Raw genomic sequence first — 18,309 nt, 5'->3', positions numbered from 1 at the left:
CGGTCCTCGGCAAGGCCGGCGCGAAGAACCCTTACAACGGTCGTCATACGTTGACGACGATCAACGTCGAGCCGCGCACCACGATACGGGCCGAAGAGGGTTCTTCTTTCTAGTTCCAAGACTGACGCTTTGGATGGCGTCATCCAGGAGCCGCATCATGACCAAGGAAACACATCCTTCCGCCGATACGAATCCTGCCCCTGGGACGAAAGCCTCGGGTGCCTCTGCCCTCGGCACGGGCCCCGGCGCCGACGGAGCAGCGGTAGACATCAACCCGGCTGTCGAGGACGCTTATTGGCGAGAGCACTACGCCGGCGAGCCCTACTGCGAGGCAGGTCGCCGCTACGACGACTATCGCCCCGCGTACGAACTGGGATGGTCCAGCCGCGCGATACTCAAAGACCACTTCGACAGCATCGAACCGGCCTTGGCGCAGCAATGGAATGCCCGGCGTGGCAGCTCCAGTCTTCAATGGGATCAGGCCAGGCCGGCCGCGCGCGCAGCTTGGGATCGTGCGGAAAACACCTACTTCCGTACCGGTGATCCAGACAAGAGCACGGACGACAAAGCAGAGTTGCTGGACGACGAGCAGGTGGTGGAGGTGCTCAATGAGCTGCTCGAAACCGCGCGGGACGGGGAGTTCGGTTTTCAGGCCTGCGCGGACGAGGCGGCCACACCGCGTCTTCAGCGGCTTTTCTATCACCGCGCAGAGAATTGCCACCAGGCCGCCGACCATCTGGTCCAGCTGATCTGGCGCTTCGGTGGCACGCCCGTCGAAGACGGGACGACCAGCGGGGCCGTGCATCGTGGCTGGGTCCACATCAAGGGCGCTGTTGGTGCGGCCAGCGACCTGGCGATGCTCGAGGAGTGCGAACGCGGTGAGGATGCGGCGATAGCGCGTTGCCGCAAGGCGCTGGCGCAGAATCTGCCGCCCGAGGTGCGCAGCTTCATTGAACGCCTGGCGCACAGCGCTCAACGCAACCACGATCAGATCCGTGACTTGCGCAATGAGGCGCTCACTCGCGATTGTTGAGTTGCAGAGGTGGTACCCCATGCATTTTCACGAAGCCTGCTTGGGGGTGATCATCCTGGCCGGGATCAAGGCAGCGGCGTGTAGGGCGCGCCAACCACATGAGCGCCAAGCCGACCGACGCGCCGGCATCGCCGAACTCCTTCCGCATCGCCGGGACGTTCGGCAGCAAGACGGGACGCAGCTTCTACGCTTACGACAACGGCGCACGGGTGGAACCGCCAGAAAGCGTGCCGACGGAGAGCGACGAACGTGCTGTCTGGATCGCCGATCACGGCGGGGACGGCCAGCGGGTGCGCGACTGGCTCACCGGGCTCGGCATCGCAGTGGACAGCGCCGCGACACCGGAGGCTAAACGCTTGATTTCCCAATGAAAAAGGGCGTCCGGAGGATGAATCCGGACGCCCTTGGACGTTTTATTGGTCGGTGTGAAAGGATTCGAACCTTCGACCCCTTGCACCCCATGCAAGTGCGCTACCAGGCTGCGCCACACACCGAAGCTCGCGATTATAGCCCGGGCTTTTCAGTGATTCGGACTGAGCAGTTCGCGAATTTCGTACAGCTCGCGTCTCAAGCGCAGCAGTTGCGACACGTCGAGGGTCGGGCCGACCGCATCGTCGTGCGCGTCTTGGTCCTCGTGCAGCGCGGCGTCGAACTCCTCCTGGCCGATCTCGACTGCTTCCATGCCCTCAAGCGGCACCTCGCCGGCCTTGCGGCGCTCGCGCTCGAACTGCACCATTTCCTGTAGCTTGTTGCGCGCGCCGCTGATGGTGAAGCCCTGGTCGTACAGCAAGTCACGGATGCGGCGGATCATCAGCACCTCGTGGTGCTGGTAGTAGCGGCGATTGCCTCGCCGCTTCATCGGACGCAGCTGCGTGAACTCCTGCTCCCAGTAGCGCAGCACATGCGGCTTGACGCCACAGAGCTCCGCCACCTCACCGATCGTGAAGTAGCGTTTGACGGGGATGGGCGGCAGGAGTGTTTTCTCCATTGAAATCAAGACGGTGCGAGAGAAACCTTAGAGATTACTCCACGCCGCGCGGGCGACCAAGAACTATTCGGCCCCGAGGTCCCACTCCACCTCTTGCGACGCGTCCTCGCCCACGCTGCCCTGGATCTGCTCCTTGAGTTTGGCGCTGGCATGGAAGGTTGCGACGCGACGCTCGCCAATGGGGATGGCTTCGCCGGTGCGTGGATTACGTCCTGGGCGCGGCGCCTTGGTGCGAATCTGAAAGTTGCCGAAGCCAGAGATCTTCACGTCCGTGCCCTCGATCAGGCTGCGGGCGATCAAGTCGAAGAAGGCCTCGACCATGTCCTTGGACTCGCGCTTGTTGAGGCCGATCTGTTCGAATAGCAGATCAGCCAAGTGCGCCTTGGTCAACGCCGGCGTTTCCAGAGCTTCGAGCGTGAAATCCATGAGCTTCATACTCGCAGATGCGCGCCGAGCCGCGCGCTCAGTTGTTCGAGGATGGCGGCCACAGCCGCCTCGACCTGCTCGTCGGTCAGCGTGGCGCCATCGCTGTTGAAGCGCAGGCGCACGGCCATGCTCTTCTCGCCGCGCGCCAGGCCGCCGGGGCCGGTGGGGGTGTCGCGCTCGACCTGAGGCCGGTAGATGTCGAACAGCACGGCATCGCGCAGCAGCGCCGGATCGGCAGCCGCGCGGATGGTGCGCATCAGCGCATCGTGCGTGACGGCCTCGGCTACGACGATGGCGATGTCGCGCTCCACCGCCTGGTGCTTGGGCACCGGCCGGGCCACAGGCACTTGACGCGCGGTGACGGCATCGAGCGCCAGTTCGAAGAGCACGGGCGCCTGCGGAAACTCCCACTGTTGGCGCCAGCGTGGATGCAGTTCGCCGATCACGCCAACCGGCCGGCCATCCAGCAGCACGCGCGCCGCGCGACCGGGATGCAGCGCCGGATGCTCGGCGGCCTCGAAGGTGGGCGCGCGGGGTGCGAGCAAGGCCTCGACGTCGCCCTTCACGTCGAAGAAGTCGACGCGCTGGGGCTTGCCGTCCCAGCGCTCGGCCTCGGCATCTCCGAAGGCCAGGCCGGCCACGCGCATTGGCTGATGCACGCCCTTGACGGTGCTGTCGGTAGTGGCGACCGTGTCGTCGCGCAGGAACACGCGCCCGACCTCGAACACGCGTACTCGCGGTGCGCGACGGTCGAGGTTGAATTTCAGGACCTGGAGCAGCGAGCCGATCAGCGAGGAGCGCATCACGCTCATCTGGCTCGCGATCGGGTTCAGGAGCTTGATCGGGTCGGCGTTGCCCGCAAGCTGCTCTTCCCAGTGCGCCTCGACGAAGCTGAAATTGATGGTCTCCTGGTAGCCCAGCGCGGCGAGCCGGTGCCGCACCGCGAAGTTGCTGCGCTGCGCCTCGGGCTTCACGCGGGCGGTGATGGGCGCCAAGGGCGCCACCGTCGGCAGGTTGTTGTAGCCGACGAGGCGGGCCACCTCCTCGATCAAATCCTCCTCGATCAGCAGGTCGAAGCGATGCGGCGGTGGCGTGACCACCAGCGTGCCCTCGCCCTCCTCGATCGGGAAGCCGAGCCGGCGCAGCGCGTCGCGGCACTGGGCCTGCGTTAGCGGCATGCCGATCACGCGCGCGGCGCGCGCCACCCGCAGCGTGACGGATCGGGCCTCGGGCTGGCGTAGGGTCTGGTCGTCGATCGGACCGGGCTGGCCGCCGCAGACCTCGAGGATCAGGTGCGTGACGCGGTCGATGATCTGCACCGTGCGGCTCGGGTCGACGCCACGCTCGAAGCGGTGGCCAGCATCGGTCGAGAAGTTGAAGCGGCGTGCCCGGCCCTGGATGGACTCGGGCCACCAGAAGGCGGCCTCGACGTAGATGCTGCGGGTGTCGTCGGACACCGCGGTCGCATCGCCGCCCATGATGCCGGCCAGCGACTCCACGTTGCCGCGCTCGTCGGCGATCACGCCGACCTTTTCGTCCAGGGTCACCGTGTTGCCGTTGAGCAGCTTGAGCTGTTCGCCCGCCTTGCCCCAGCGCACGACCAGCCCGCCGTGGATCTTGTCCAGATCGAAGATGTGGCTGGGCTGGCCGTACTCGAACATGACGTAGTTCGAGATGTCGACCAGCGGCGAGACGCTGCGCTGGCCGCAACGCGCCAGGCGCTCGACCATCCAGGCCGGCGTCGTGGCCTTGGTATCGACGCCGCGGACGACGCGGCCGGAGAAACGGCCACACAGATCGGGGGCCTCGACCTGGACCGGCAGCTTGTCGGCCACGGCGACCGTCACCGGCGGGATCGGCGGCGTCTTGAGCGGGGCACCGGTCAGGGCCGCGAGCTCGCGGGCGATGCCGTAGACGCTCAGGCCATGCGCGAGGTTCGGCGTCAGCTTGAGCGTGAGCAGGGTATCGTCGAGCTTGAGCAGCTCGCGCACGTCGGCGCCGATCGGCGCATCGGCCGGCAGCTCCAGCAGACCGCCATGGTCTTCGCTGAGCTTGAGCTCACGCGCCGAGCACAGCATGCCCTCGCTCTCGACGCCGCGCAGCTTGCCGAGCTTGATCTGGAAGGGCTGGCCGTCCTCGCCGGGCGGCAACTCGGCACCGACGAGCGCCAGCGGCACCTTGATGCCAACGCGCGCGTTGGGTGCGCCGCACACGATGTTCAGCAGCCTGCCCTGCCCTGCGTCGACCTGGCACACGCGCAGCCGGTCGGCGTTGGGATGCGGCGCCGCCTCCTTGATCTCGCCCACCACGACCTTGCTGAAGGGCGGTGCGGCCGGCCGGCGCTCCTCGACCTCGAAGCCGCCCATGGTGAGCGTCTCGGCCAGCGCTTCGCTGTCGATCGGCGGGTTGCAGAACTCGCGCAACCAGGACTCGGGGAATTGCATCTCGCGCTCTCGTTCTGTCGTCTGTTACTGGAATTGGCTCAGGAAGCGCAGGTCGCCGTCGAAGAACAGGCGCAGGTCGTTCACGCCGTAGCGAAGCATGGTGAGCCGGTCGGGGCCCATGCCGAAGGCGAAGCCGATGTAGCGCTCCGGGTCGAGGCCCATGTTGCGCACCACCTGGGGATGCACCTGGCCCGAGCCCGAAACCTCGAGCCAGCGGCCGGCCAGGGGACCTGTCTGGAACTGGATGTCGATCTCGGCGCTCGGCTCGGTGAACGGGAAGAAGCTCGGCCGGAAGCGCAGCACCAGGTCATCGGTCTCGAAGAAGGTGCGGCAGAAGTCGGTGAAGACGACCTTCAGGTCCTTGAAGCTCACGTTCTCGCCCAGCCACAGCCCCTCGCACTGGTGGAACATGGGTGAATGCGTGGCGTCGCTGTCGACACGGTAGGTGCGCCCTGGTGCGATCACACGGATCTCCGGCGCCTTGATGGTGCCGGTGGTGGCGGCCGCCGCAGCCTCGAACTGGGCCGCGTATTTCTTGATGTGCTGCTGCGCGTAGCGCACCTGCATCGGGCTGGTGTGCGGACGCAGGTTGTAAGGGATGCCATCCTCGCCGTTGATGTCGACGTAGAAGGTGTCCTGCATGGAGCGCGCGGGATGGTTCGGCGGGTTGTTGAGCGAGGTGAAGCTGTGCCAGTCGCTCTCCACTTCCGGGCCGTCGGCAACGTCGAAGCCCATGCTGGAGAAGATCGCCTCGATGCGCTCCATGGTGCGGCTCACAGGGTGCAGGCCGCCGCCCGCGCGCCGGCGACCGGGCAGGGTCACGTCGAGCGCTTCGGCACGGAGTTGGACCGCGAGCTCTTCGTCGGCGAGCTGCTGTCGACGCTCGGTCAGCGCGGCCTCAATGGCCTGCTTGGCCACGTTGATCGCAGCACCGCGCGACTTCTTCTCGTCGACGGACAGCGCGGCCATGCCCTTCATCAGCTCGGTGATGCGGCCAGACTTGCCGAGGAACTGGGCCTTGGCGTTCTCGAGCTCGGCCGGCGCCTTGGCCTCGGCGAAGGCTGCACGTGCGGTGTCGACCAGGGAGTCCAACTCGTTCATGGAAATTCTTGAGCGTGAGAGAGATAAAGGCCGGTGCCGGGAATAAAAAAGGGCTGGAGCCCTTTCAAGCGCCAGCCCTTGTGCCGTGAGCGCAGGCCGCCGTCCGAGGAACGGCAACCCGCTTGCGGGATCAAGCGGCCAGCTTGGCCTTGACCTGCTCCACGATGCCGGCAAAAGCGGCCTTGTCGTGCACGGCGATATCGGCCAGGACCTTGCGGTCGATCTCGATACCGGCCTTACGGATGCCGTTGGCGAACTGGCTGTAGGTCAGGCCCAGTTCACGCGAAGCGGCATTGATACGGGCGATCCACAGTTGGCGGAACACGCGCTTCTTGGTACGGCGGTCACGGTAGGCATATTGACCAGCCTTCATCACCGCCTGCTTGGCGATGCGGAAAACGTTGCCGCGGCGGCCGCGGAAACCCTTGGCGAGTGCGAGAACCTTCTTGTGGCGGGCGCGGGCCGTGACACCACGTTTGACGCGAGGCATGTGTGTACTCCTTGTTCGTCGTGTTAGATGCCGCTGCCGGGCAACATGGCGGCCATCGAGACCATGTTGGTCTCATGCACTGCCGTGGCACCACGCAAGTGACGCTTGTTCTTGGTGGTCTTCTTGGTCAGGATGTGACGCTTGAAGGCTTGACCGCGCTTGACGGTGCCACCGGGACGAACGCGGAAACGCTTTTTCGCGCTGCTCTTGGTCTTCATTTTGGGCATGTGAATGCTCCTATCGTTTGTGCTCGTGAGGCGCCGGGGATGATTCCCACGGACTTGTCGGCCCCGAGACACTTCTTCATCTCGCTGCTGCCCGCACCCTGGGGCACAGGCAACGGCGAAATCTCTTCAAACTCTTCTTACTGCCGCTGCGGCTCAGGCCGCAGCGGGCGCCGCCGTCGGCTCCGTGACCGGCTTGGCCGCGCCCCCCTTCTTGCGGCCCGGCGCGATCATCATGATCATCTGCCGGCCCTCGAGCTTCGGAAACTGCTCGACCACGATCGCATCGCCGAGCTCGTCGCGGATGCGCTGCAACAGCGCCAGCCCGAGTTCTTGGTGCGTGATCTCGCGCCCCCGAAAGCGCAGCGTGATCTTGCACTTGTCACCATCATCGAGAAAGCGCCGGATGTTGCGCATCTTGATGTTGTAGTCGCCTTCGTCGGTACCCGGCCGGAACTTGACTTCCTTGACCTCGATGACCTTCTGCTTCGACTTCGCTTCAGCGGCCTTCTTCTGCTCGTGGTACTTGAACTTGCCGTACTCGATCAGCCGACAGACCGGCGGATTGGCCGCCGCGACCACTTCCACCAGATCCACGTCCTGCTCGCCGGCCAGCCGCAAGGCCTCGGCAAGACTCACGACGCCCAATTGCTCGTTGTCGGGCCCGATCAGGCGAACTTCCGGGGCCATGATTTCCCGGTTCAGGCGGTGTTGGCGTTCCTCGCGGTGGCGGCGGTCGCGAAATGCAGTAGCGATGGTCAGAATCCTTCAATCAATTTGCTACAAAAACTGTAGCGAACACCGTCGAATCCACGCCCACAAGCGGCCTGATTGTTGAAATCAGCCTTTGAACCGGTTGAAATTCAAAGCTTGTGTTGAATGTCGTTGGCGACCCTTTGGGAGAACGCCTCGACCGACATGACACCGAGATCAAGATTGCCTCGGGCGCGCACTGCGACGGCACCTGCTTCCCTTTCCTTGTCACCCACGACGAGGATGTAGGGAAGCTTTTGCAACGAATGCTTCCGTATTTTATACGTAATCTTTTCGTTGTGCAGGTCGAGCGAAACTCTAAGCCCTTGATTTTGCAGCGTTTTCGCAACTTGAGATGCGTAATCCGCCTGCCCTTCGCTGATGTTGAGCACCGCGACGTGCAACGGCGCCAGCCAGGCAGGCAGCGCCCCGGCGTGATGTTCGATCAGCATGCCGATGAAGCGCTCCAGGCTCCCCACGATCGCGCGGTGCAGCATGACCGGGTGAGCCCGGCCGCTGGATTCCGTCACGTACTCGGCGCCCAGGCGCTCGGCCATGTTGAAGTCGACCTGCATCGTGCCGCATTGCCAATGGCGTCCGATGGCGTCGCGCAGCGTGTACTCGATCTTCGGGCCGTAGAAGGCGCCTTCCCCGGGCGAGATCACGAAGTCCACGCCGGAGCGGCGCAGCGCTTCCATGAGCGCGCTCTCGGCCTTGTCCCAGAGCTCGTCGGACCCGATGCGGTTGTCGGGCCGCGTCGCCACCTTGTAGAGGATGTCCTTGAAGCCGAAGTCGGCATACACCTTGAGCAATTGCGCCGTGTAGGCCACGCACTCATCCAGGATGTGATTCTCCGTGCAGAACACGTGGCCGTCGTCCTGCGTGAACCCACGCACCCGCATGATCCCGTGCAGGCCGCCCGAGGGCTCGTTGCGGTGGCACTGGCCGAACTCGCCGTAGCGGATCGGCAGATCGCGGTAGCTGCGCAGATCGCTCTTGAAGATGAGCACGTGGCCTGGACAGTTCATCGGCTTGAGCGCGTAGTCGCGCTTCTCCGACTCCGTCGTGAACATGTTCTCGCGATAGTTCTGCCAGTGGCCAGTCTTTTCCCACAGGCTCTTGTCGAGGATCTGCGGGCCCTTGACTTCCTGGTAGCCCGTGTCGCGGTACACCTTCCGCATGTACTGCTCGACAGCCTGCCAGATTGCCCAGCCCTTGGGATGCCAGAACACCACGCCCGGCGCGACCTCGTCGATGTGGAACAGGTCCAGCTCCTTGCCAAGGCGGCGATGGTCGCGCCTCTCGGCTTCCTCGATGCGGCGGATGTAGTCGTCCAGCTGCTTCTTGTCGGCCCAGGCCGTGCCGTAGATGCGCTGCAGCTGCTCGTTGCGCGCGTCGCCGCGCCAGTAGGCGCCGGCCAGCTTCGTGAGCTTGAAGACCTTGAGGAAGCGCGTGTTCGGCACGTGCGGGCCGCGGCACATGTCGACGTATTCCTGATGGTAGTACAGGCCCATCGCCTTCTCGTCGGGCATGTCTTCCACCAGCCGCAGCTTGTAGTCCTCGCCGCGGGACTTGAAGACCTCGATGACCTCGTCGCGAGGCGTCATCTTCTTGATGACGTCGTAGTCCTGGGCGATCAGCTCGCGCATGCGCGCCTCGATGGCCTCCATGTCCTCCGGCGTGAAAGGACGCTCGTAGGAGATGTCGTAGTAGAAGCCCTCCTCGATCACCGGTCCGATCACCATCTTGGCCGTCGGGTAGAGCTGCTTCACGGCATGGCCGACCAAATGGGCCGTCGAGTGGCGGATGATCTCGAGGCCTTCATCGTCCTTGGGCGTGATGATCTGCAGCTTCGCGTCCTGCTCGATCAGGTCGCTCGCATCGACCAGCCGGCCGTCGACCTTGCCGGCCACCGTCATCTTCGCCAGGCCTGGGCCGATGGACTTGGCAACGTCGGCCACGGAAACCGGGCCTGGGAACTCGCGGCGCGAGTTGTCGGGAAGCGTGATCTGGATCATGGAAAAACCTCGGCGAGAAAACAAAAAGCGCGGTCCGGGGGACCGCGCTTTGGTGATGAGCATCAGGCGCTGGAACCTTCCAGCATGCGCGGCCTACCGGCCCTCTCCTTGACGGAAAAAGCCGCTCAGTCCTTGCGGAGTAGTTCGCGGTGTCATAACCAGGATGCCTTTCTCGCCCTTGTTGCTGCGCTGACGGAAGCTTGCGATTCTAGCCGCTGCCTTCAGGATGCGGACGCGGCGTTCTTGAGGCCCAGCACCTCGATGGGCTCGATGGAAGGCGGCTGGGCGAACAGCTCGGGTGCCTTGGACATCAGGGCCTGCGCGATCGGCCCCGTCAGATGCGCCTGGCGGCCCGCCTCGTCCTCGAAGGCGTCGAAGACGCCGAAGCTGGTCGGCGACAGGCGCAGAGCGAACCAGATCGGCGTGGTCTTCTCGTCGCGCGCCATGGCGAGGCCGGCTTCGAGGAACTTCTGCACCTCGGCTTCCTTGCCCGGCTTGGCTTCGAGGCGGGCGAACAATGCGTACTTGATCATGAGAGTCTCCAGTGAATCAGGCCGCGCGGGATTGCGCGTCCATGGCCAGGCACTCTAGGCAAGGCACGGGATTCGACCTATTGGCATTCTTGACATCTTTGCTACTGTTATTGCCATGAAGATCAACCTGCTCGCGCTCGACGGCGTGTTCGACACGGGCCTGGCCACGGTGCAGGACGTCTTCAGCACGGCCAACGAGTTGGCGAGCATGCTGGATGTCGACGTTCCGCCCTTCGAGCTGCGGGTCACGGGCGTGCGCAGCCGGGTTCGCACATCGCAGGGCCTGCGCGTGCCGGTGGTTTCGGCGCCTGACGTTGGCCGGCCGGACTGGATCGTGGTGCCGGCGCTCGGTGAAAAGATGCCCGAAGGCCTCCAGGCCGCATTGCAGCGGCGCGACGTCGCCGAAGCGGCGGCGGCCTTGCGCGCCCAAGCCAGCCATGGCGTCCGGATCGCAGCCGCCTGCATCGGCACCTTCGTGCTGGCGGAATCAGGCCTGCTGGACCAGCGCCAGGCCACCACCACTTGGTGGCTGGCGTCGCTCTTCCGCCAGCGCTATCCGGGCGTGAAGCTCGACGAATCGCGCATGCTGGTGAGTTCGGGCCCCTTCGTCACCGCCGGCGCCGCATTGAGCCACATCGACATGGCCCTGTTGCTGGTGCGCCAGGCCAGCCCGGAGCTCGCAGCCACCGTGGCCAGGTACCTGATCGTCGACTCGCGCCCTGCACAGTCCGCCTATGTGATCACCGACCACCTGACGCATTCCGACCCGACGGTCCAGCGCTTCGAGCGCTGGGCGCGCGCCCGGCTGGCCGAGGGTTTCTCGCTCGACGAGGCCGCCGCGGCAGCCGGCACCAGCAAGCGCACCCTCGCGCGCCGCATGCAGCAGGTCCTGGGCAAAACGCCCCTGTCCTACTTCCAGGACCTGCGCGTGGAGCGCGCCGTCCACCTGCTGAAGACCAGCGACAAGAGCCTCGAGCAGATCGCCGGCCTGGTCGGGTATGCCGAGGGCGTGACCCTGCGCGCCCTGCTGCGCCAGCGCCTGGGCCGCGGCGTGCGCGAGCTGCGGCTGCGCGACTGACTGAGCGCGGACGAAAAAAATCCCCGCGGATTGCTCGCGCGGGGACCAAGACTCAGTGACAGCTGGGTATCAGTGGAATTGCTCTTCCTCGGTCGAGCCCGTGAGCGCGGTGACGCTCGACTTGCCGCCCTGGATCACGGTGGTCACTTCGTCGAAGTAGCCGGTGCCCACCTCCTGCTGGTGCGACACGAAGGTGTAGCCGCGGTCACGGGCCGCGAACTCGGGCTCCTGCACCTTCTCGACATAGGCAGACATGCCGCGCTGCACGTAGTCCTGCGCCAGATCGAACATGTTGAACCACATCGAGTGGATGCCGGCCAGCGTGATGAACTGGTACTTGTAGCCCATGGCACCGAGCTCGCGCTGGAACTTGGCGATGGTGGCGTCGTCGAGGTTCTTCTTCCAGTTGAACGACGGCGAGCAGTTGTAGGCCAGCATCTTGCCTGGATGCACCTTGTGCACGGCCTCGGCGAACTTGCGGGCGAACTCGAGGTCCGGCGTGCCGGTCTCGCACCACACCAGGTCAGCGTAGTGGGCGTAAGCGATGGCGCGCGAGATGGCCTGGTCGATGCCCTTCCTCGTCTTGTAGAAGCCCTCGGCGGTGCGCTCGCCGGTCAGGAAGGGCTTGTCGTTCTCGTCATAGTCGCTGGTCAGCAGGTCGGCCGCTTCAGCGTCGGTACGCGCAATCACCAGCGTGGGCGTGCCGCAGACGTCGGCCGCCATGCGCGCGGCGATCAGCTTCTGCACCGCCTCGGTGGTGGGCACCAGCACCTTGCCGCCCATGTGGCCGCACTTCTTGACCGAGGCCAGTTGGTCCTCGAAGTGCACGCCGCCGGCGCCAGCCTTGATCATGGCCTTCATCAATTCGAAGCCGTTCAGGACGCCGCCGAAGCCCGCTTCGGCATCGGCCACGATAGGCGCGAAGTAGTCGACGTAGCCCTTGTCGCCGGGGTTCGTGCCCTTGGACCACTGGATCTCGTCAGCGCGACGGAAGGTGTTGTTGATGCGCTCGACCACCGTCGGCACCGAGTCCACCGGGTAGAGCGACTGGTCCGGATACATCGCGGCATAGCTGTTGTTGTCGGCAGCAACCTGCCAGCCCGACAGGTAGATCGCCTTGATGCCGGCCTTAACCTGCTGCATCGCCTGGCCGCCGGTCAGCGCGCCGAGGCAGTTGACGTAGGGCTCGTTGTTCACCAGGTCCCACAGCTTCTCGGCGCCGCGGCGCGCAATCGTGTACTCGATCGGGAAGGATCCGCGCAGGCGCACCACGTCGGCAGCGCTGTAGCCGCGCTTGATGCCCTTCCAGCGCGGATTGGTCGCCCACTCCTTCTCGAGGGCGGCGATCTGCTGTTCGCGGCTCAGTTGTTCGGTGATGGTCTGAGGCATGGTCACTCCAAGGTCCAAGGGTTGATTAAGGGGTGGGGCACTGCGCCCTTGGTACCAACTGTACGTCAGCATCTCCTGTCTTATGTCTTATAGAAGACTTTTTTTTGGACCAGCAAAATCAAAGAGTTACAGAGACTTTTCTCAATGCGGAAAGAGTTTTCTCATATCAAGAAAAAATAGTGCGGCGCAGCATTCGCTGATTTCACGATGCGCAACAAGCCCCTCATCATGAAAAAGGCGGCGCGCGATCGAACCAGTTGCCCGACGCAATCACGCACCTGCCTGCGATGCACGCCGGATGGATCTCGTAGACGAGGCAGTCGATCTCGACCTCGCCGACCCGCACCCGCACGTCGCGCTTGATGTATTCACCGCTGCCGTCGGGCTGCACCTCCTCGAGCAGATCGAGCCGCGCTTCCAGCGCCGGCGCGATCGCGTAGACCTCGCCGGCCAGCATGCCGTCGCCGCCGAGCACGGCACCCGGATAGCTGCCGAGGTCGTAGAGCGTGCCGCGGATGGAGGCCTCGGCCACGAAGCGTGGCGGCGGATCGAAACGCGCGATGTCGTTGCGCCCGCCACGGCGCAGGGTGCCGTAGACGAACACGTGGCGGGTCGGGGGCGCGGAATGGGGCATGATCATCGACTCGATTCGGAACCGCTCCAGTCTATTGAACGCCGCCCGCCCCGCACCCGGCCGCTTGCTCGCCTATGGCTGCCTGGCCCTCAGCATGTCGCTGGTCGGGAGCTACGTCGCTCTCTCCAAGCCGCTGGTACTGGCCTTCCCGGTCTTCCTGCTCGCCTGGCTGCGCTTCGGCATCGCGGCGCTGGCGATGCCGCACTGGCTGCGCCGCCCGCCCGACGAACCGGCGATGAGCATGCGCACACGTGGCCTGGTCTTTCTCGAATCCTTCCTCGGCAACTTCCTGTTCTCGATCTGCATGCTGTTCGGCGTGAGCATGACCACCGCGGTGTCGGCGGGCGTGATCATGGCCTCCATCCCGGCCGTCGTGGCGATCGGCAGCCGCGTCTTCCTGCGCGAAGCCATCACGCGGCGCACCGCACTCGCGATCGCTTGCGCAGCGGGCGGCATCGGCCTGCTCGCCATCGCGCCGGCCGAGTCCACGGCGCATCCGGCCGGCGCGGGCACGCCCGCGATGCCCTGGCTGGGCAACCTGCTGGTGTTCTGCGCGGTGCTCTGCGAAGCGGCCTACGCGGTGATCGGCAAGTCGCTCACCGGCAAGCTGAGCCCCAAGCGCATCTCCTCGCTGATCAACCTCTGGGGCTTCATGCTGTCCACGCCGCTGGGTCTGTGGTTCGCGCTGCGCTTCGACTTCGGCGCCGTGCCGCTCGGCCTCTGGGGCCTGCTGGTGGTCTACGCGCTGGCCGCGAGCATCTGGACGGTGTGGCTCTGGATGACGGGCCTCAAGGGCGTGCCGGCCTCGCAGGCGGGTGTGTTCACGGTCATGCTGCCGGTGAGCGCAGCCCTGGTCGGCGTGCTCGTGCTGGGTGAAAGTCTGTCGCTACTGCAGGTCTGCGCGTTCGCATTCGCGCTGCTCGGCGTGGTGCTCGCGACCTGGCCCGCGCGGCGCTCCTGACGCGCTGCGAGCCCACTCCAGAGGGAGAAGGGCCACTTCTCCCCTCTGAAAAAACAACAGCCCCCAATGAAAAATCGCCTTTTTCCCTTGGAAACGCGTTTTTTCTCCTTTAGCATCCGCAGTGCCAGTGGAGACAGCGTTTTCATTGGTGAAGAGTGACCAATCCAAAAAAGGAAATCAACCATGGCAACTGCAAAGAAGGCTCCGGCCAAGAAAGCGCCGGCAAAGAAGGCTGCTCCCGCGAAGAAGGCCGCTCCGGCCAAGAAGGCTGCTCCGGCGAAGAAGGCCGCACCCGCCAAGAAGGCTGCTCCGGCCAAGAAGGCTGCTGCGAAGAAGGCTCCCGCCAAGAAGCGCACGCCCAACGCCGCGTTCATGAAGGCCCTGACCCCCAGCCCGGCGCTCGCCGCCGTCGTGGGTTCGACGCCTCTGCCGCGCACCGCCGTCGTGAGCAAGCTGTGGGACTACATCAAGAAGAACAACCTGCAGGACAAGGCCAACAAGCGCAACATCAATGCCGACGCCAAGCTGAAGGAAATCTTCGGCAAGCCGCAAGTGTCGATGTTCGAACTGGCCTCGCTGATCGGCAAGCACGTCAAGTAAGCCGAGGCGCCTTGGGCGCTTCCATCAAAAAGCCGGCGCGAGCCGGCTTTTTTCTTGGATTTGGACGCAGTGCTCAGCCGCGCGCCTGCGCCGCCTTCGTGATGGCCGACAGCGTGCCGCGCGTGGTGATCACCTCGGGGTCCAGCGGAATCTCGATCAGCGTGCCCGTCTCGGCGGCCAGCGCACGCAGCAGCGCCGCCTCGAACTGCGCCGTCTCGGTCACGCGCTCGGCCGCGTAGCCATAGGCCCGGGCCAGCGCGCAGAAGTCGGGATTGGCCAGCGCCGTGCCGCTCACCTTGGCCGGGTACTCGCGCTCCTGATGCATGCGAATGGTGCCGAACATGCCGTTGTTGAGCAGCACGATGATGCTCTTGCCGCCGTGCTGCGAGGCCGTGGCGAGTTCCTGCCCGTTCATCAGGAAGTCCCCGTCGCCCGCGATCGTGAAGGCGATGCGGCCGGTCGCGAGGTTCGCCGCGATGCCGGCCGGCACCCCGTAGCCCATGGCACCGCTGGTGGGCGCGAGCTGCGTCTTGTGCCCCTTCACGAGGCCGTGATAGCGGAAGTAGCGATGCACCCAGCTCGCGAAGTTGCCCGCGCCGTTGGTGATGGCCGCGTCCTCGGGCAGGTGCTGCTGCAGGCAGCGCACGACGGCCGCCATGTCGACCACGCCACGCGGCGTTTCGGCGGGCAGCCCGGCCAACGCCTGCGGCTCCAGGTTGGCGAGGTAGTCGGCATGCAGTTGCGCCGTCCATGCCTCCCAGGGCAATTCCGCCGGCGGGCTCAGCACCTCCAGGCTGCGCGCCGCCGCACTCATGCCGGCATTGATGGCCAGGTCGGCCTGGTAGACGCGGTTGAGCTCCTCCGCGCTGGCATGGATGTGGACCAGCGTCTGCTTCGACCTCGGTGCCTCGAGCAACGTGTAGCCGCCGGTCGTCATCTCGCCCAGCCGCGGCCCGATGGCCAGCACCAGGTCGCTCTGCCGCACATGCTCGGCCAGCTTCGGATTGATCGCGATGCCCACATCGCCGGCGTACTGCGGATGATGGTTGTCGAAGGTGTCCTGAAAGCGGAAGGCGTTCGCCACCGGCAACTTCCAGCTCTCGGCGAAGCGCTGCAGCGCCTGCGCCGCCTGCACGGTCCAGCCGCCGCCGCCGGCGATCACCAGCGGCCGCTGCGCCCTCACCAGCAGCTCGCGCAGGGTGCGCAATGCGCCCGGATCGCTCCAGGGCTGCACCGCCTCCACGCGCGCCAGCGGGCGCGCCGAGGTGGCACGGCGAAGCATGTCCTCCGGCAGCACCAGCACCACCGGGCCGGGGCGTCCGTTCATCGCGGTGGAGAAGGCGCGCGCCACGTATTCGGGAATGCGATCGGCATCGTCGATGCGCTCCACGCGCTTGGCGAAGCCCTTGGTGCTGGGCCCGAAGAAGCTGGCGTAGTCGACTTCCTGGAAGGCCTCACGGTCGCGGAAGTCGCTGCCGACATCGCCGACGAACAGCACCATCGGCGTCGAGTCCTGGAAGGCGTTGTGCACGCCGATCGAGGCATTGGTCGCCCCGGGCCCGCGCGTCACGAAGCAGATGCCCGGACGCCCGCTGAGCTTGCCGTGCGCCTCGGCCATGAAGGCGGCCCCGCCCTCCTGCCGGTTGACGATGAAGCGGATGCGGTCCCCATAGGCATGAAAGCCGTCGAGCACCGCGAGAAAGCTCTCGCCCGGCACGCCGAAGGCCAGCTCCACCCCCTGTTCGATGAGGCACTCGACGATCAGATGGCCTGCGGGTTGGGACGAACTCATGGACGGATGCCTCTGCTGCAATATCGGAAGCGGCGATTATCCGCACACCCCCGGAACGCTTGCGTTAATTCCCCAACTGGTTAAATTCCGCCTCATGAAAGCCCCACCCTCCGCGGTCATCGAGCCGCGCTCGCGCGACGCCGACCGTTCCCAGCTCGCGATCCTCGCCTCGGCCCGCGACGAGTTCGCGCAGCGCGGCCTGGCCGGCGCGCGCATGGACAGCATCGCCGAGCGTGCCGGGCTCAACAAGCGCCTGATCTACTACTACTTCGGCAGCAAGGACGACCTGTTCCTGGCCGTCCTGGAGCGCACCTACGCCGACATCCGCGAGGCCGAGCAGCAGCTGCACCTGGACGAGGTCGAGCCGGTGGAAGCCATCCGCCGCCTGATCTCCTTCACCTGGCACTACTACCTCGATCATCCCGAGTTCATCACGCTGCTCAACAGCGAGAACCTGCACCGCGCCACGCACCTCAAGCGCTCCGAGCGCATCCAGGAAATGAACTCGCCGCTGGTCCAACTGCTCGACGGCGTGCTCGAGCGCGGCCGCCGCGACAAGCTCTTCCGCGCCGGCATTGACCCGGTGCAGCTCTACATCTCCATCGCCGCGCTCTGCTACTTCTACCTGTCGAACAACGACACGCTCTCGGCCATCTTCGGCCGCGACCTGCGCGCACCCAAGGCGATGGCGCAGCGCCTGTCGCACATGACCGACCTGGTCCTGGGCTACGTCCTGCACTGATACGGGTATCTCCTAGGGCCGGGCCGTTGACGCGCCCGCGAGTGCATTCCTAGAATCGATAATTCACTTATTGGTGAATTGATGAGTTGCAGTCGCGACATCGAAGCTCACCCTCAGGAGACACTCACGTGCCAAGCACCACCCGCCGCCACGCCCTCATCGCCGCCATGGCCCTCTGCACTTCGCTGGGGGCCGGCGCGCAGGGTGCCTACCCCAACAAGCCGATCCGCGTGATCGTGCCCTTCGCCGCCGGCAGCACCACCGACATCATTGCCCGCGCCATCGCCGACAAGATGGGCACCAGCATGGGCCAGACACTGGTGATCGACAACCGCGGCGGCGCCAGCGGCACCATCGGCCAGCAGGCCGTGGCCACGGCGGCGCCGGACGGCTACACGATCATGATCCACTCGTCGTCGCACACGGTCAGCCCGTCGACCTTCGCCAAGCTGCCCTTCGACACGGTGGGGGACTTCGCCGGCGTCACGCCGATCTCCTCGCTGCCGAACGCGCTGGTGATCTCACCCTCGAAGAACATCAAGACGCTCAAAGACCTGGTGGCCACCGCCAAGGCCAAGCCCGGCACCGTCAACTTCGCCTCGGCCGGCCAGGGCAGCGCCACGCACCTGAACGCCGAGAAGTTCAAGATGGCGGCCAACATCGACGCCACCAACATCCCCTTCAAGGGCTCGGCCGAGGCGGTGACCGAGGTGCTGGCCGGCCGCGTCGACTACTACTTCTCGCCCATCGCGCCGGTGATCGGCCAGATCAAGGACGGCCAGTTGCTGGCCCTGGCCGTGGGCTCGCCCAAGCGCGCCGCGGCGCTGCCGGAGGTGCCCACCACCGCGGAGGCCGGCGTGCCCGGCTCGGAATTCAACTTCTGGATCGGAATGATGGCGCCGGCCAAGACACCGCGCGATGTCGTCAATCGCCTGCATGACGAGGTGGTCAAGGCACTCGCCAGCCCCGAAGTCAAGGAACGCTTCCTCAAGCTCGGCGCCGATGCCTGGACGCTCAAGCCCGAGCAGTTCGACGCCTACATCAAGGAAGAGATCGCCAGCAACGCCAAGCTGGTGAAAGCCGCCGGCCTCACGCCGCAATGA

General features: G+C 65.4%; 19 protein-coding genes and 1 tRNA gene. 7 read left to right on the top strand and 13 right to left on the bottom strand.

All coding sequences use genetic code 11. The features are described from left to right. The first annotated feature begins 157 nt into the window (after window positions 1-157). Complete coding sequence (locus A8M77_RS09115; protein WP_086921238.1) at window positions 158-1,033, top strand: ferritin-like domain-containing protein; 876 nt, start codon at window positions 158-160, stop codon at window positions 1,031-1,033. A gap of 98 nt (window positions 1,034-1,131) precedes the next feature. Then, window positions 1,132-1,404, top strand: a complete 273-nt coding sequence (locus tag A8M77_RS09110) for a hypothetical protein (RefSeq protein ID WP_086921237.1) — start codon at window positions 1,132-1,134, stop codon at window positions 1,402-1,404. A 46-nt stretch (window positions 1,405-1,450) separates the two neighbouring features. Here A8M77_RS09110 and A8M77_RS09105 read toward each other — a convergent pair. The 10 genes from A8M77_RS09105 to A8M77_RS09060 all read right to left on the bottom strand — a co-directional run bounded on the left by A8M77_RS09105 (window position 1,451) and on the right by A8M77_RS09060 (window position 10,010). After that, a tRNA-Pro gene (locus A8M77_RS09105) sits at window positions 1,451-1,527 on the bottom strand. Window positions 1,528-1,553: 26 nt separating this feature from the next. Beyond that, window positions 1,554-2,021 carry a MerR family transcriptional regulator gene (locus A8M77_RS09100; protein ID WP_086921236.1) on the bottom strand — a complete coding sequence of 156 codons (468 nt, stop codon included), beginning with the start codon at window positions 2,019-2,021 and terminating at the stop codon, window positions 1,554-1,556. Window positions 2,022-2,084: 63 nt separating this feature from the next. Next, on the bottom strand, window positions 2,085-2,447 hold the full coding sequence (locus A8M77_RS09095) for an integration host factor subunit alpha (protein WP_192871578.1): 363 nt from the start codon (window positions 2,445-2,447) through the stop codon (window positions 2,085-2,087). Window positions 2,448-2,452: 5 nt separating this feature from the next. Beyond that, entirely contained in the window at window positions 2,453-4,891 is a 2,439-nt protein-coding gene (gene pheT, locus A8M77_RS09090) for a phenylalanine--tRNA ligase subunit beta (protein WP_086921234.1), read from the bottom strand. Window positions 4,892-4,915: 24 nt separating this feature from the next. Continuing rightward, window positions 4,916-5,992: a phenylalanine--tRNA ligase subunit alpha gene (gene pheS, locus A8M77_RS09085; RefSeq protein WP_086921233.1), complete on the bottom strand. Its 1,077-nt coding sequence runs from the start codon at window positions 5,990-5,992 to the stop codon at window positions 4,916-4,918. 130 nt (window positions 5,993-6,122) lie between these two features. Further along, window positions 6,123-6,482, bottom strand: a complete 360-nt coding sequence (gene rplT, locus A8M77_RS09080) for a 50S ribosomal protein L20 (protein ID WP_028253492.1) — start codon at window positions 6,480-6,482, stop codon at window positions 6,123-6,125. A gap of 23 nt (window positions 6,483-6,505) precedes the next feature. Continuing rightward, window positions 6,506-6,709 (bottom strand): 50S ribosomal protein L35, encoded by a 204-nt coding sequence (rpmI, locus tag A8M77_RS09075; protein WP_028253491.1) that lies wholly within the window; start codon window positions 6,707-6,709, stop codon window positions 6,506-6,508. Between the two features lie 153 nt (window positions 6,710-6,862). Then, window positions 6,863-7,471 (bottom strand): translation initiation factor IF-3, encoded by a 609-nt coding sequence (gene infC / locus A8M77_RS09070; protein ID WP_086921232.1) that lies wholly within the window; start codon window positions 7,469-7,471, stop codon window positions 6,863-6,865. Between the two features lie 98 nt (window positions 7,472-7,569). After that, window positions 7,570-9,477 (bottom strand): threonine--tRNA ligase, encoded by a 1,908-nt coding sequence (gene thrS, locus A8M77_RS09065; RefSeq protein WP_086921231.1) that lies wholly within the window; start codon window positions 9,475-9,477, stop codon window positions 7,570-7,572. Between the two features lie 221 nt (window positions 9,478-9,698). Beyond that, a complete protein-coding gene (locus A8M77_RS09060) occupies window positions 9,699-10,010 on the bottom strand; it encodes a putative quinol monooxygenase (RefSeq protein WP_086921230.1) in 312 nt (103 codons plus the stop codon). Between the two features lie 115 nt (window positions 10,011-10,125). On the opposite strand from A8M77_RS09060, the gene A8M77_RS09055 reads away from it, so the two are divergent. Next, window positions 10,126-11,088: a GlxA family transcriptional regulator gene (locus tag A8M77_RS09055; RefSeq protein WP_086921229.1), complete on the top strand. Its 963-nt coding sequence runs from the start codon at window positions 10,126-10,128 to the stop codon at window positions 11,086-11,088. A 69-nt stretch (window positions 11,089-11,157) separates the two neighbouring features. On the opposite strand, the gene aceA is transcribed toward A8M77_RS09055, so the two are convergent. Together aceA and A8M77_RS09045 are read right to left on the bottom strand one after the other, a co-directional pair. Continuing rightward, complete coding sequence (gene aceA / locus A8M77_RS09050; protein ID WP_086921228.1) at window positions 11,158-12,477, bottom strand: isocitrate lyase; 1,320 nt, start codon at window positions 12,475-12,477, stop codon at window positions 11,158-11,160. A 226-nt stretch (window positions 12,478-12,703) separates the two neighbouring features. Continuing rightward, complete coding sequence (locus A8M77_RS09045) at window positions 12,704-13,117, bottom strand: gamma-glutamylcyclotransferase family protein (protein ID WP_192871577.1); 414 nt, start codon at window positions 13,115-13,117, stop codon at window positions 12,704-12,706. Between the two features lie 28 nt (window positions 13,118-13,145). On the opposite strand from A8M77_RS09045, the gene A8M77_RS09040 reads away from it, so the two are divergent. Then, the gene (locus A8M77_RS09040) at window positions 13,146-14,072 is read left to right on the top strand and encodes a DMT family transporter (protein ID WP_086921375.1); all 927 of its coding nucleotides are present in this window, start codon (window positions 13,146-13,148) and stop codon (window positions 14,070-14,072) included. Between the two features lie 183 nt (window positions 14,073-14,255). After that, entirely contained in the window at window positions 14,256-14,672 is a 417-nt protein-coding gene (locus tag A8M77_RS09035; RefSeq protein ID WP_068675343.1) for an SWIB/MDM2 domain-containing protein, read from the top strand. Between the two features lie 73 nt (window positions 14,673-14,745). Here the strand turns inward: A8M77_RS09035 and A8M77_RS09030 are convergent, their stop codons facing one another. Continuing rightward, window positions 14,746-16,464: a thiamine pyrophosphate-binding protein gene (locus A8M77_RS09030; RefSeq protein ID WP_086921227.1), complete on the bottom strand. Its 1,719-nt coding sequence runs from the start codon at window positions 16,462-16,464 to the stop codon at window positions 14,746-14,748. 94 nt (window positions 16,465-16,558) lie between these two features. Here A8M77_RS09030 and A8M77_RS09025 point away from each other — a divergent pair, with 94 nt between their 5' ends. Continuing rightward, complete coding sequence (locus A8M77_RS09025; protein WP_086921226.1) at window positions 16,559-17,206, top strand: TetR/AcrR family transcriptional regulator; 648 nt, start codon at window positions 16,559-16,561, stop codon at window positions 17,204-17,206. Between the two features lie 167 nt (window positions 17,207-17,373). Continuing rightward, window positions 17,374-18,309, top strand: coding sequence for a tripartite tricarboxylate transporter substrate binding protein (locus A8M77_RS09020; protein ID WP_086921374.1), 936 nt, complete (start codon window positions 17,374-17,376; stop codon window positions 18,307-18,309).

It is taken from the genome of Variovorax sp. JS1663 (assembly GCF_002157355.1).
Lineage (GTDB): Bacteria > Pseudomonadota > Gammaproteobacteria > Burkholderiales > Burkholderiaceae_C > Variovorax.
Note: the sequence above shows the minus strand (reverse complement) of the source record. Positions and strands in the feature narration are given on the sequence as shown.